The sequence below is a fragment of the Paenibacillus sp. 7541 genome (assembly GCF_002276395.1).
GTDB lineage: Bacteria > Bacillota > Bacilli > Paenibacillales > Paenibacillaceae > Paenibacillus_AQ > Paenibacillus_AQ campinasensis.
The window spans coordinates 159,126-173,668 of record NZ_NQLZ01000023.1 but is presented as its reverse complement, the minus strand read 5'-3'; the positions used below and the strand labels follow the sequence as shown (position 1 = coordinate 173,668).

Genomic DNA, 14,543 nt, shown 5'->3' with positions numbered 1-14,543 from the left:
CTGCTTCGTATGTCACCAACATGTTATCGCGTTAGCAACTTTTATAATATATCACATTCTGTCGAACTATGCAAGCTTTTTATCAAAACCATTTTTTTCTTCAATCGCTTGCTTTGTTCATTCGATATGTCCGCCTTTTTATCGGCCGGAATTAGAATATAACACATACGTTGTTCTATATGCAAGACATTTATTAAAAATAATTTCTGCGAATGCCTCGAGCCTTCATAAACTCCTCGTCGACGATAACATCCACATCTCTGACGTGCTTTTTCCTTCATATATAAGAACCAAAGTGTCCGCCTCATTTCCGTACAATGCCCACAGCAGCCTCCCTCCGCTTCAACGTACTTCACGATTTAAAGGACAGCAATAGCCCTGCAAGACAGCGTACGAACGAACCTCGAACCTCTACAACAAGAAGAAATCCGCCAGCGTAAACACGACAATGATCATGCTGATCACCTGATTCAAATTATAGGACGCCAGCTTCATCCGCTTCCGGCTGGATGGCTTCACAATCTGATGCTCGGCAGCAAGAAGCACCGCAGCTAATACGATCCCGATCACATACAGCCAGCCCAATCCTTCAATAAAAAACAGCAGCATGAGCAGCATCACCATGATCCCATGCAGACCCTTCGCCCAGCGCAATGCCCGCTCCACCCCAAATATACTGGGAACACTCCACAGCCTCGCCTTTCGATCGAACTCCACATCCTGTGTCGCATAGATGATATCGAAGCCCGCAATCCATAACATCACTACCGTGCCGAGCACGAATGGCGTGAACGCGACCGTACCTGTAACCGCAAACCAGGCTCCGACCGGCGCCGAAGCAATTGTAAACCCAAGAAACAGATGACACAGCCACGTAAACCGTTTGGTATAGGAATAAGAGCAGACCAGCAATATTGCAACCGGCGATAGCGCAAGACATAACGGATTCAGCATTCCGGCAGCGATAATGAACAGTACAAAATTCCCGATCACAAACCCATACACCTCGCGAGGGAGAAGGAGTTTTCTTGGCATGTGCCGCTCCGCGGTTCTCGGATTGGCCGCATCATACGGCAGATCCACGATCCGATTAAACGCATTGGCCCCGTTTCGGGCGGCCACGAGCGCAATGAGTGACCATAACATCACCCGTCCGGACGGGATGCCGCCAGCAGCCCAGATTAGCGAAATCAGCGCAAAGGGCAATGAAAATAACGTATGCGAGAACATCACCAGCTCCCCAAACAACCGAACCTTGGCCACCACCCGCTGAATTGATTGCACATATACCTGCATAGCCACTCCATCCCCTTTTGAAGTCTTTCATCGTTCTCTCGGTCATTCCATCGTAAACCCATTCCTTGAGGTCCAACCTGCATCAGTCCGAACCTCTCTAGCGCTCACGAAACCTTCTGAATCGCCCAAAACAAAAACAGCTCATAAAAAATGCAACCCCTATCCCACATTACAGGGACTGGTAAGATTCAGCCGATACGTCAGCCAGTACACCATCAAGCGCTCCCAGCATGCCGTCAATATCGTCCGCAGAAATGATCAGCGCTGGTTGAAAAGCAAGCACATTCCGCTTCACACCATTTTTGCCGATAATATAGCCGCGGTCCTTCATCTGTTCCAACACGATATCCGTCATCTCCGCGTCTGTTCGTTCGCCGCATCCCTTCAGCTCAGCGCCAACCATCAGCCCTTTGCCCCGCACCTCAGCCACGATGTCTGGGTATTTCTTCTGCACAATGCACAGTCCGTTCATTAGCCGTTCCCCCAACACCATCGCCTGATCCACCAGCCCATGCCGCTCAATATAGTCCAGTACAGCCAGGGCAGTAGCAGAGGACACCGGATTGCCTCCAAACGTCGAAGCCGAAGGCCGGTTATAACTGGCCGCAATCTCATCCGTCATCGAAAAAGCGCCTATCGGCACCCCATTGCCAAGTGCCTTTGCCATCGTTATGATATCGGGCGTCACCTCATAATGCTCCATCGCAAACATCCGCCCAGTGCGCCCCATCCCGGTCTGGATTTCATCGGCAATGAGCAGAATGCCATGCGCCTCGAGCATCTTCTTCAGCTCCCGGTAATACCAGTCAGGCGGCTTGATGATGCCCCCATTGCCCTGAATCGGCTCCACGATCATCGCGGCGAATGTCTCCCCCTTGTCCGCCAGCACAGCGGCCAGCGCTTCAAGCGAGCGCCGGGCAGCCGCATTCGGCTCGAGCCCGTCGCACCACGGGCGGGGGATGAAGGTCGCCGTATCAGAATCAAGCCAGTCGTCAGCACGCCACATCGGAATGCCGGTTACGTTCATCGTCAGAAACGTGCGCCCATGCAGGCCGTACTCCAACGCCAGGAAATTTCGCCGTCCGGTATGCAGCCTTGCCGCCAGGAGCGCCCCTTCATTCGCCTCCGATCCGCTGTTGCAGAAGAATGTCCGACGCACTGCCCCGGGCAGAACATCCGCAAGTCGCTCGGCAAGCTCAACCATCGGCTGGGTCAAATAAATCGTAGACGTATGCTGCAGCCTCCGCAGCTGTTCGACCGTTCGCTCCGTAATCGCCTCATTGCAGTGACCGCAGGCCACAACCGATACCCCGGTGAAAAAATCAACATACCTGCGTCCCTCCTGATCGTACAAATACTGCATGCTGCCCCGAACAATATGCGGAGGATTGCTGTAGAAATGGGCGGTGCAAGGCAGCCCATACTTCTTCCGCCGCTCCACAATCGCCTCTGGTCCCATCATGGCTCCTGTAGGATCAAGCATGGCTTTCATCTCCTTTTTTCTCTATGTTGATCCATCTCTTCAACCATCCAACAATCACCCGGATCCCTACCATTTCATCATTCCGTCTGCTGGCGCCGGGCTTACCCGAACTGAAGCGCCCCCAGCGTATATCCGGCATACACCGGCTTCATCACCGCAAACTTGTCACCGCACAGCTCCAACTGCTCCAGTGCCTCACGGTACGTCCGCACCAATTCCCTCAGCTGATCTGTTGTATACGACTTGCCCTCAATTCGGAAATGACGCACACCTGCTTCATACAGTTCCTTCAAGAACGGCATGCCGCACAGCTCCTTCGACAACGCCAGATGATTGCGCCCGTCCTGATCACGGTATACCGGGTTTTCGCCCTTGTCGGTCATCAGAACGAGGTGCTTGTTGTCGACATATCGGTTGTCTTCCTGACCGATCGGCTCCATATACTCTGCGTTGGCATACAGGTCCAGGTCCAAATACATCACAATCGGGGAGCCATGAACAATCGCCTCGACCGGCAGCGGAGCGTGTTGAATCAGCTTAGCATAATCCTGCAGCGGCAGCTCCAGCGACGGCGTCATCCGAGCAGCACCAAATTGCTTTTGATATAACGAAGCCGCCATATAATTGTAGATATTCAGATTAAAGTCGGCGATCATCGGCAGTCCCAAATACCGCAGCCGCCGAAACGCGCCCAGATTCGATACCAGCAGACCATCGATGCCGTAGAAGCTGGACACCTTCCCCATCTCGAGAAAATGCTGATATCGGTCCAGCTGCAGCTCATTCATCATGCGAGGCATGCCGAGCACCAGTTCCGCATCACCTTTGATGGCCGCAAGCTCCTCAATCTCTTCTCTGCCAAAAGGCTGATCCGGCTGGAACACATCCCCCGCCAGATACACCACCTTCGCCCCTTCCTCCATAGCGGCACGCGCCTGCTGCACATTGTTCACATGAACCGTAAGGGCTGGAGATATTCCGGCCACGCCAGAATCCCGCTTGACCTGTCGCAGCGCTTCCTTCACTTCCTCCACTCTGTCGGCTTTTATCTCCCGTTCCGCTGTCGGCGTGCTGAACACCTTGCCTGTGCTGTAGAACTTCCCGGTTCCTTCATAACGGCGATTGACGAAATCAAGCCCCGGATTGCCAAACGCATAGGCCGTTGAGAAATCCCGCTTCCGGTTCTGGTGCAGCAGCTCCGCATCCTTGCGGCGGTCGAACCCAAGCGGATCGGCGATATAACGATCAATCCCATCCCCATAGCTGTTCACCAGCATCAGCAGAAAATCTTTGTCGCGCATGCGCCCTTCGATTTTGAAAGAGGTGATGCCCGCCTGAATCAGCTCGGGAATATGCTCGTACATATACATATCTTTAGCGGCCAGAGGGTATTCCGTCGGATAGACCTCTCCATCCTTCTTCACCCGATAGTCCCAGCGGCATGGCTTCATGCAGCGTCCGCGGCTCGAGCTGTTTCCGAACAGCAGCGCGCTGTAATAACAGTTGGCCCCATGAACCGTACACATATCACCATGGATAAAATATTCAAATTCCATCCCGCTCTTCGCCTGCAGCACCTCGCATGTTTTCAGATCCATCTCCCGCGAGGCCACGATCCGGCTGACGCCCATATCCCGAACCGCCTTGATCATATCCAGATTGTGAACGTTCATCATGACCGAGGAATGCACCGGGATCTTGGCATCATTCAACTGCTGAATCAGCGGAAACACGGCCATGTCCTGTGCGATGATCGCATCGGGCTGAACCTCGTTCAGAAAGGCAAAATACCGTTTCGCCTCGTCCAGATCCTCCTCGTTCAGCAGATTGTTAACGGTGATGTAAGCCCGCTTTCCCCGATCATGCGCCATCTGAACCGCCCTCGCGACCTCCTCATAAGTGAGATTGTAGCCTTTTCGCATCATGCGCATATTCAAGGACGGTCCGCCAAAATACACCGCATCACAATTGGCATCAATCACCTCGGTAAAAATGTCATAGGTGCCAGCAGGAGCCAACAATTCAACCTCTTTGCCGTTAAAATATCTTGCCATACGCCAATCCCCCTGTACTTATGCGTGAATTTGTTAATGATTGCCGACATCTCTTTGATTGTGAAATTAATCACATTAAAGTGGGCATGATTGCACTTGTGCCAGTCCATGCTCATCTGGCTGTCTCTACCGGTTCATACCACGGTTAACGCAACGCTCCTTGACGGCTTTACGATGGCGTCCCTTGCACCGTACGTTTGCCTCTCGTTCCCTCTCGTTCGCCACCCACTACGCTTGCGTCATATTTCGACATGCTTCCGCTAAATCCGTCAGCAATCCTCCCTCACGTCTACTCTACCAAATCTGCTCGGCTTCAAATGCAATATTCATCACACCTAGCCCTGGCCCTCGACCCTTACCACACCCTCGTTCAAAACCCGTTTCTTCTATAATAAGAAGTACGCCAATAAGAAAGATCTGCACGCTCCCGCTCACACGGGAAATAGAAAAAGCCCGCTGCAGTCTGTGCCGCCCTATTCGGCGAACAGCAATTGCAGCGGGCTTTGCTTTGTGAACCCTTAATAATGAACCCTTAATAACTCCATACTCGGAGGGCGCAAACGCGAGTTTTGTGTATGTTACTCTGCGCCCATGAAGGCATACCGTATGAGGATAATTACGAATAATATCCACATCAGCCAATGCACCTTCGCATTGATGCGTCCGGTCGCCTTACCGATTGCCGCCAGAATGACAAAGGAGATAATCCCTGCCGAGATCCCGTTCGCAATGCCGCCGGTGAACGGCATCAGCACGATTGTCAGGAATGCCGGGAACGCCTGGAAGAAATCGTCCCAATCGATTTTGCGAACCTGATTCATCATCAGCACGCCCACAACGACCAGCGCCGGAGCAGTCGCCGCCGATGGAACCACCAGCGCGATCGGAGCCAGGAACAGCGCCAGAATGAACAGTATACCGGTCGTTACTGCCGTCAGACCTGTGCGTCCGCCTTCAGCGACGCCCGCAGTACTTTCAACATAAGCTGTGATCGTACTTGTACCAAGGAATGCACCGGCGCTGACGCCGCCTGCATCAACGAGCATCGCTTTTCCAAGCTTCTTCTCGCCTTCTTCCTTGTTCTTCAGCAGCCCTGCGCGTCCCGCCGTTCCGACGAGCGTGCCAAATGTATCAAACAGCTCTACAAACGTAAAGATAAAGATCACTTCAAGAAGTCCAATGCCAATGGCACCCTTCAGATCCATCTGACCTACAGCCAGGTTCTCAAAAGAAGGGAACCAGCTTGCACCGTTCAGGCTGGACAGATCCGTAACGCCCATCGGAATCCCGATCAGCGTAGTCAGTACGATACCGATCAGCAAAGCGCCTTTCAGCTTCAGCACCATCATGACCGCAATCAAGAGCAGACCGATCAGGGCCAGCAGCGTATCCTTATGATCGATAAAATTGCCCATCCCCAGATTGAAAGCTCCGCCCGCAACAGGCTGGCTCACATCTGTCCCCGGATTGATCGAGACCGTCACCAGATTACCGAGCTTCAAACCGATGATCGTAATGAACAGACCAATACCGACCGTAATTGCAATTTTCAGGTTGTCCGGCACGGCTGTTAACAAGATCTGACGAATCTTCGTAACGGTCAGAATCAGGAATACGATACCGGATAGAAATACCGCACCAAGTGCAGCCTGCCACGTAATCGCCCCGTTCGAGCTTAGAACCACCGTCATGAAGTATGCGTTCAGACCCATACCAGGAGCCAGCGCGACCGGAATGTTAACAAACAGACCCATCACAATCGTCACCAGACCTGCGCCGACAGCGGTGGCGAAGAATACGCCTTCTGCCGGAATTCCTGCGCCCTCAGGGCCGAGGAACAGGTTGTTGACCAAGAGGATGTAGGCCATCGTCATGAAAGTCGTCAGGCCTGCAATCATCTCGGTTCTGACATTGGTCCCGTGTTCCTTTAACTTAAAGAAACGTTCCATTGTAGAGATATCCCCCTTAAAAGTATGTACGAATGAACACGATGTGAACGACAAACAACCCGGGTATATCCTAATTCCCCGGGTCCTCGCTGTAAGCACGGAAAAGGTACAGGTCGCCTGAACAAGATTGCTCTTCTCCAAAGCACAACCCTCTATCCTCATCCCTCTTCGTAGCCAGATCATTTACGGTGACCTCGTAGAAACTTCCGGGCCAATTCCCGGAATTATACGAATTGCTATTCCTATTGTCAGGCGTTCCCGCCATCATGTTCCATCAGTTTCACAAATCATATTGTAGGCATGTCCGTTCAGGTTGTCAATGAAAAAAACGAATATTAAATCTCTTTTTACATTTTAACGTTCGTGATTTTTACAAAAGCTATTACTTCCAGTATTTCCAGCCTCCTGAGGAATATAAGCAGCCAACGCAAAAAGTGCGGCAGCGAAGGACTCGCTGCCGCACTACATCGGATTCAGATCAAACGTTCAAACCTTCGTTTTTCGTGGTCTTATTCCCACTCAATCGTTGCTGGTGGCTTGGACGTCACGTCATACACGATCCGGTTGACGTTCTCCACTTCGTTGACGATACGCACCGAAATCTTCTCCAGCACGTCCCACGGAATACGCGCCCAGTCGGCGGTCATGCCGTCGATGGAGGTTACGGCGCGGATGCCGACGGTGTAGGAATAGGTACGGGCATCCCCCATAACACCAACACTCTTCATGTTCGGCAGGGCGGTGAAGTACTGCCAGATCTCACGGTCAAGGCCAGCCTTTGCAATCTCTTCACGCAGGATGTAATCGGAGTCGCGCACAATTTGCAGCTTCTCCTCGGTAACCTCGCCCAGCACCCGAATCGCCAGACCCGGACCCGGGAATGGCTGACGGTGTACGATTTCGTCCGGCAAGCCGAGCTCTGCACCGACCTTGCGAACCTCATCCTTAAAGAGAGCCTTCAGCGGCTCGATCAGCTTAAACTTCATGTCCTCCGGCAGTCCGCCGACATTATGATGCGACTTGATCGTATGTGCCGTGTCCGTGCCGCTCTCCACAATGTCGGTGTACAGCGTGCCTTGTGCAAGGAAAGCAAAATCATCGAACTTGCTGGATTCCTCGTCAAACACATAAATGAACTCGTTACCGATGATTTTCCGTTTTTTCTCCGGATCCTCCACGCCCTTAAGCTTGGACATAAAACGATCGCGCGCATCGATCTTAACGACCTTCATGTCGAACTTGCCGACAAAAGTGTCCATGACGCTCTCCGCCTCGCCTTTGCGGAGCAAACCGTGGTCGATAAACATACAGGTGAGCTGATCGCCAATCGCTTTATGAATCAGCATCGCCACGACGGAAGAATCGACACCGCCGCTAAGCGCACACAGCACCTTTTGCTCCCCGACCACTTCACGGATCTCGCGGACCTGGTCCTCGATGAAGGTTTCCATGCTCCAGTTGCCTTCGCATTGACACACTTCATACAGGAAGTTCTTGATCATCTCGTTACCTTGAACGGAATGGCGTACTTCCGGATGGAATTGCACCGCGTACATCTTCTTCTCTTCATTGCTCATCGCCGCGATTGGAGCAGATTCCGTACCGGCATCCAGCTTGAACCCTGTTGGCAGCGTGACGACATGGTCGCCGTGGCTCATCCATACTGTCTGCTTCAGCTCCAGCCCTTTGATCAGCGTTGTATCCGGCTTGAACTCCAGCTCGGCCTTGCCGTACTCGCGCTTGGACGCGCGCTCTACCTTGCCGTCCAGCTGCTGGGCCATCAGCTGCATACCATAGCAAATGCCGAAGATCGGCACGCCCAGATCATAGATCGCAGGATCGACATGCGGAGCATTCTCCGAATATACGCTGGATGGTCCGCCAGAGAATACGATTCCGCGAGGCGACATCGCTTTAATCTTCTCGACAGGCGTATTATATGGCAGCAGTTCGCTATATACGCCCAGATCACGAATGCGTCGTGCTATAAGTTGGTTGTACTGTCCACCGAAGTCCATAACTACGATGATTTCATTAGGCTTGTTCATTACCGGGCCTCCCTTGATTAATGAAATTAATTATACGCAACCTGAATTCATACCGTCAAGAAAGAGGCCCCGACGTTTTCATACCAGTTTTTTGACAATCCGGATACATTGCCGCAAAAAGGCTGTCTTTTCCGTGCGCGACCACCGCAAATCCACATAGGCCGCCCGCTCCCAGCGGGATGCAAACAGCGCGATCTCCGCTTTCAGCTCATCGTCAGCAATCGGCAAGGCATCCATATATTGACGCATGGTCTGTCCCTTTCCAAGCGGGCCGAAGGACTTCTGCAGCCTGTCCAGCACCAGCTGGGCGGCAGACAGCAAGCCATCCCGTCCGGTGACAGCCATATGCCGGGCAAGCCGCGCAAACGCCAGCGCCAATCTGAGCTTCGGCAGCAGCATAACTGCGGCAGCGGCCGCCGGAATGACCAGCAGCAGAACAACCGCGAGCAGCAAGGGACGCACCCCGGTTAACCACAACTGCACAGCCAGAGCCGTCTTCCGCGCGAAGCCGATCAGGCTCTCCATCATATCAGGAGTTGTCTCCACAACAGGCTGTTCCGCCTCTGTGACAGGCACCTGTCCCGGTTCAAAGCCAGGCGTAGGATCGAACGCTACCCAGCCATGCTCGGGAAAATAAACCTCCACCCAAGCATGGGCATCCTTATATGCAATCTGATAGAATCCGCTCTTTCCCTGAACCGGCTCTCCCGGGGCAAAACCTGTCACATACCGCGCAGGAATGCCCTCGCTTCGGAGCAGCACCGTCATCGCCGTAGCAAAATGAGAGCAGTACCCCTTCCTCGATTCAAACAGGAAATCATCGACAAAATCACTGCCCGCCGGAGGCACACTGGTGTCCAGCGAATAGGCGTAGTTCCGCTCCAGATAGGCTTCGACCGCTGAGACCCTCTCATACCGTCCCTCGGCTTCTGACGTTATTTCTGCAGCAAGCTCCCTGACCCGCTCCGGAATATGCGCAGGCAGCTGCAAATACAAGTCTTGAATCGCCGCAGGGTCTCCCCCTGCTGACCGGCGCAGCTCCTGCTCCTTCGGGCGGTTCAGCTCGGCCTTGACCGTATAGCCGCTGATCGGGATCGCCGCTCCGCCCTGGATAGCTATCGTCTGTGCCATACGGTCCACGGACAGCCTCTCCACCTCGCGCCGGACAGTTTCCAGCTCGGTTACCTCCACGATGCTGCCGCCGGACAGCAGCGTGCTTAGACCCGTTTCCGCCTTGGCAAACGTAATCCCCTGAACGACAGTCTCCCGGCCCGCTCCCCCCCAATCCGGCAGGACCGATCTCAGATCAACGCCGGTCTTCACCGAGGACAAAGCAGGCCGGTGCGGCAGCCACTTCCGCCCGTCATATCGGCTGTACACATCACCGCGCCAATACGTCGGCACCGGTGTGGACGCCGTGAACAGCAGCGCATCGTTCATTTCAAGCGGCCCGCCCAATTCCGCATCGGAAGCATCATAGCCAGTCATGGTTACGGTTGGCACCAGCTCGATCTCATGGCGCAGGCTGGCAGCCCAATCCGCGACCGTCATTGCCATTTGCTGCGGAGTCACTCCGGTCCCGGCAGCGGGCTCCGCGATGCCTCCGGCTAAATGACCCGCGCCCAGCATAATGGCAACGGCCACCGGCACAACCGTACACCAGCGCAGCAGCGGGACTCGCCCCGGCTGATGCCGGATGGCGCGGCCGCCCCCAGCACGCACCACAGGGCGAGCGGGATCCAGCCAGAACCTCTGCTCCTGCCCCTGTTGCGAACCCTCGCTCCGTTGCTCGCGCAGCTCTGCCTCCTGCCCCTGTCTTAGTCGGAGCAGCTGCATCATTCCCTGCGCCAGCAGCATAAGCCCTAGCGTATAGGCGATATAGCGATAAGCGCTCTCAATGACAAACAGCTCCAGCAGCAGCAAATACACCAGCGTCGAGACCGAAAACAACCATATCGTCCGGCGATACACCGCCATCATCTGGACTGCCGATACGAGAATGGCCCAGCCTGTAAGCAGGATCAGCGTCCTGCTCTCCCTGCTCAGCTCCGTAAACCGAAGCGTTTGCCTGAATTGCCCGACATCCGTTGGCACGATATCAGCAGCATAGGATACTACCCAGTCTAAAGCCGGCCCGCTCCCGGACAACTGGCCACACAACAGGATAAGGATCACAAGATTGAGCGGCAGCCAGACACATCCGCTTACCGTGAACACCCCTTGGATGATCAGCACCGCCGCCCATAAGGCAAGCGTGTCAACGACCCGTCCGCTGTCACCGCCCAGTTCCAGCAGCGGCAGCAGCCACTGGGAGAGCAGCCCTGCTACAGGCAGCGTAATCAATATACGATAGATCAGCGGCCCTGGGGAAATGCGCAAGAATAGGCTGCTGTGAGGCGGCTCACTTCCTGCAGCAGAATCGTAGGACCCCGAAGAATTCCTTGAAGCTTCAGGCTCCTTGGGCAACACCATTCCCCCAGGCATAACACTGCCGCCAGGAACCGCCTGATCAATAGGCAAACTTTTGCCGCTTGTCTGCATCCTGATCACCTCCATAGTCGGGACCCAGGCGAACCGCAGCGGCCCGCTCGAATCGTCCCTCCGCAACGTTCAGCACGAACAGCCTGCCGCCGAGCGCAAGGAACCGCTGGATCCATTCCTCACTCCCCTTGTCACCGAAACGGTGTGGCTCCGCTGCAGAAGCGCCTGATCCCATACAGCCTGTGCAACAGATCGTAACGCTTCGTCCGGCTGACTGGATGGCGTGCGCCGTCTGCGCCAGCGATCTGCTGACCGTACCGGTAACAATGATCCACGAGGAACGGTCATGCCCCGGTCCTGCATAAGCCGACTTGTAAACCGAACCCGCATGAACCTCTCCAGCGGCAAATAGGCCAGCATCAGGCTGGTTAGCAGCTGACCGCCCAGCGGTATATTGAGCTGCGTCCGAGTGGTTTACAGCAGTTCCTCCAGCGTTATATGAAGCTGCGTTTGACTGGTTTACAGCAGATCGTCCAGCAGCATATCGGGATGCGTCTGACTCGTGTGCAGCAGCTCCTCCGGCGCCATGCTGGCTAACGTCATATTGGTTTGCATCGAGATGACCAGCCGCAGACTGAGCGTCATATCCCAGCTCCGTCTCCCCCTTCTTCCCTGCTGCACCCGTTGCCGCCGCAGGTTCATAGAGTCGGGCGCCGGCCAGCATCTTCAGTGCATGAGCATAGCGCTGCCTCCCGGTCTGTATGCGGCTTGGTTCCTGCGAGCGGCTTGCCTGCATCTGGCTCATCTCTCCATCTATCCGCGCAGGGATCGTCTGTGCATGATAGGTTGTCTGTGTATGGCTTGTCTGCGTAAGGCTCGTCCGTGTGTGGCTCGTCTGCGTATGGCTTGTCCGTGTGTGGCTCGTCTGTGTATGGCTTGTCTGCATGCTTGGCCGCGTGTGGCCGTCCGGCACATCCCTTAAACTCTTGCTGCCTAAGTTCATAGGAGCGATTGGATAGGCTGGACCCTTCGTACCCTGGATAGCAGCAGTGCTTAGCGTATACATGATGCCAATGGACTCCAGGTACTCGGCCAGACCCGCCGCGGCCGAAACCGCCAATTCATATGCCGCCTGCTGCTCGGAAGCTGTAAGAGCGGGATAACCGTCGCTGCCGCTGTATAGCCAAATGTTTGTATTCGAACTCCACCCGCTGCTCGGAAGCATCGTTTGCAATTTTCCGGAGCGTGCAGAATTTTTCCAATGGATGCGGTTCAGCGGATCACCGGGCATATAATTCCGAACCCCGCCCCCTGGATATTCGGCTCTCCTCACAGATGCGGCCATCTCGGCCTCCAGGCGCACATCACCGCCATGACCTGCATAATCCGGTATCGTCACACGCATAGGCCGGGGGTGAACCGTCAATGCCGACTGACCCGGCAGACGGCGCCGGACCCGATACCACCCGAACAGGTCCCCCCATAGGATTTCACTGTCGATATCGGTCCATTCCCCGCGCGGAATATCTGTCAGAATGCAGGTAAAGCTTGCTTTTTGCCGCCAGCCGGGAAACAGCACCTTCGTTGTTCTCTGCTCCCCCACCCGATGCACCACGATCATCCACGGAATCGGAAGCCAGCTTCTCCAACTCAACTCCACCTGCAGTTCAGCCCGATCCCCGGCCTGTACAACAGAGGGAGTGAACATGCGGCGGACCTGGATTCGGGAAATGCCGAACAGCCGAAGCAATACGCCATAGGCCAGCATAATGGTACTGATGTACCATATCATCCTCAGGGAAGCTCCCCCAAGCCATAGATAAGCCCCTAGAGAAAGACCCCATAAACCAACGGCACGCAGAAGCTCCAGTCCGTTCTTGCCAAGCCAGTTCATGCTCGACCACCCCGGCGGCTGCGCTGTCGCGGCAGTTCAAATTGGGTCAGCAGCGACGCTATCACTTGGCCTTGAGCCCCGGCCACGGACCTCACGCCGCGATGCAGTTGAATCCGGTGAGCCAGCACCGGCACAGCCGTCCGCAAGCAATCGTCCGGTATAACATACATGCGTCCGTCCAGAAAGGCTGCCGCCTGGGAAGCTCTCATCCATGCCAGCGTCCCTCTCGGGCTTATGCCCAGCGCCACATCCTCCCGGCTTCTCGACGCATCAGCTACCGTAGCCATATAACGCTTAATGCTCTCATCCACATAAACGCGCCGCACCGCCTGCTGCATCGATACCATCTCCGTTCCCGTGAGCATCGGCTTCACCTGCTGGCTTAAGCGAGCGCCGTCGAGCCCCCTCTCCAGCAGCACCATCTCCTCCTCAATCCCCGGATACCCAAGGGATAAGCGCATTATGAACCGGTCGACCTGCGCTTCGGGCAGCGGGCTGGTTCCCTCGAACTCATACGGGTTCTGTGTCGCCATAATGAAGAAAGGCGCCGGCAACGGATGCGTGTTGCCATCCACTGTCACATGTCCCTCCTCCATCGCCTCGAGCAGCGCTGACTGGGCCCTTGGCGTCGCCCGGTTAATTTCATCGGCCAGCAAGATGTTGGACATCACAGGACCCGGCCGAAACACAAACTCCCCTGTATGCGGATAGTAGACCGAAGTGCCGGTAATGTCCCCCGGCATCAGGTCATAGGTAAACTGAATTCTGTTGAAATCACAGCCCAGACAAGCCGCAATCGTCTTTACCATCATCGTCTTTCCGACACCGGGCACATCCTCCAGCAGCACATGTCCGCCAGCCAGCATCGATATGAACACGAGCGATATTTGCTCCCGATGGCCAACCACGACACCTCCCACCCGCTGAATAACCCGGTTCAGCAGTTCAGGCGCCCAATCCGGCACATTCGGTTCTTCTGAATAAACGGACGAGCCTAACAATAACATCCCCTCCATACCTCGAATAACGTCACAAGATCCGTCATAATATTAAATCTATGAATAGGTTTTCCAAGAATTGAGAGAGTTAGACCTTCAAGAAGAGAAAAGAGGGAATAGACGCAGAAGGGAACGTGAAAGAGGCGCAGGATCAGGATAAAGATAAAGATAAAGATAAGGATCAGATCAGAACAGAAACGAAACAGAAACAGATGCAGGAATAGGAATGGTAGCAGGGAAGAAGAGCAGAAAAGCAACAGGGATCCGAAGCCATTAAGAGATTCCGGCGGTCGAGCGGGTGTTTGTTTCCGCTGGGAAGGTCGTTCCGCAAGTTCATTCG

General features: G+C 54.7%; 8 protein-coding genes and 1 riboswitch. All 8 genes read right to left on the bottom strand.

Features of this window, described 5'->3' with window-relative positions; all coding sequences use genetic code 11:
* Positions 1-411: 411 nt before the first annotated feature.
* The 8 genes from CHH75_RS15250 to CHH75_RS15215 all read right to left on the bottom strand — a co-directional run bounded on the left by CHH75_RS15250 (position 412) and on the right by CHH75_RS15215 (position 14,212).
* A complete protein-coding gene (locus CHH75_RS15250) occupies positions 412-1,296 on the bottom strand; it encodes a UbiA-like polyprenyltransferase (protein ID WP_483310953.1) in 885 nt (294 codons plus the stop codon).
* Between the two features lie 169 nt (positions 1,297-1,465).
* On the bottom strand, positions 1,466-2,779 hold the full coding sequence (locus tag CHH75_RS15245) for an aspartate aminotransferase family protein (protein ID WP_095266040.1): 1,314 nt from the start codon (positions 2,777-2,779) through the stop codon (positions 1,466-1,468).
* Between the two features lie 101 nt (positions 2,780-2,880).
* On the bottom strand, positions 2,881-4,833 hold the full coding sequence (locus tag CHH75_RS15240) for a peptidase U32 family protein (RefSeq protein ID WP_095266039.1): 1,953 nt from the start codon (positions 4,831-4,833) through the stop codon (positions 2,881-2,883).
* A 578-nt stretch (positions 4,834-5,411) separates the two neighbouring features.
* Complete coding sequence (locus CHH75_RS15235) at positions 5,412-6,782, bottom strand: NCS2 family permease (protein WP_095266038.1); 1,371 nt, start codon at positions 6,780-6,782, stop codon at positions 5,412-5,414.
* A gap of 151 nt (positions 6,783-6,933) precedes the next feature.
* A riboswitch (purine riboswitch) is annotated at positions 6,934-7,034 on the bottom strand.
* A 257-nt stretch (positions 7,035-7,291) separates the two neighbouring features.
* On the bottom strand, positions 7,292-8,830 hold the full coding sequence (gene guaA / locus CHH75_RS15230) for a glutamine-hydrolyzing GMP synthase (protein WP_095266037.1): 1,539 nt from the start codon (positions 8,828-8,830) through the stop codon (positions 7,292-7,294).
* Positions 8,831-8,908: 78 nt separating this feature from the next.
* Complete coding sequence (locus tag CHH75_RS15225) at positions 8,909-11,371, bottom strand: transglutaminase-like domain-containing protein (protein ID WP_176475579.1); 2,463 nt, start codon at positions 11,369-11,371, stop codon at positions 8,909-8,911.
* Positions 11,340-13,205: a DUF58 domain-containing protein gene (locus CHH75_RS15220; protein WP_095398597.1), complete on the bottom strand. Its 1,866-nt coding sequence runs from the start codon at positions 13,203-13,205 to the stop codon at positions 11,340-11,342. The genes CHH75_RS15225 and CHH75_RS15220 overlap by 32 nt, the downstream gene beginning before the upstream one ends.
* Positions 13,202-14,212, bottom strand: a complete 1,011-nt coding sequence (locus tag CHH75_RS15215) for an AAA family ATPase (protein ID WP_095398588.1) — start codon at positions 14,210-14,212, stop codon at positions 13,202-13,204. Before CHH75_RS15215 ends, CHH75_RS15220 begins: the two co-directional genes overlap by 4 nt.
* Positions 14,213-14,543 lie beyond the last annotated feature (331 nt).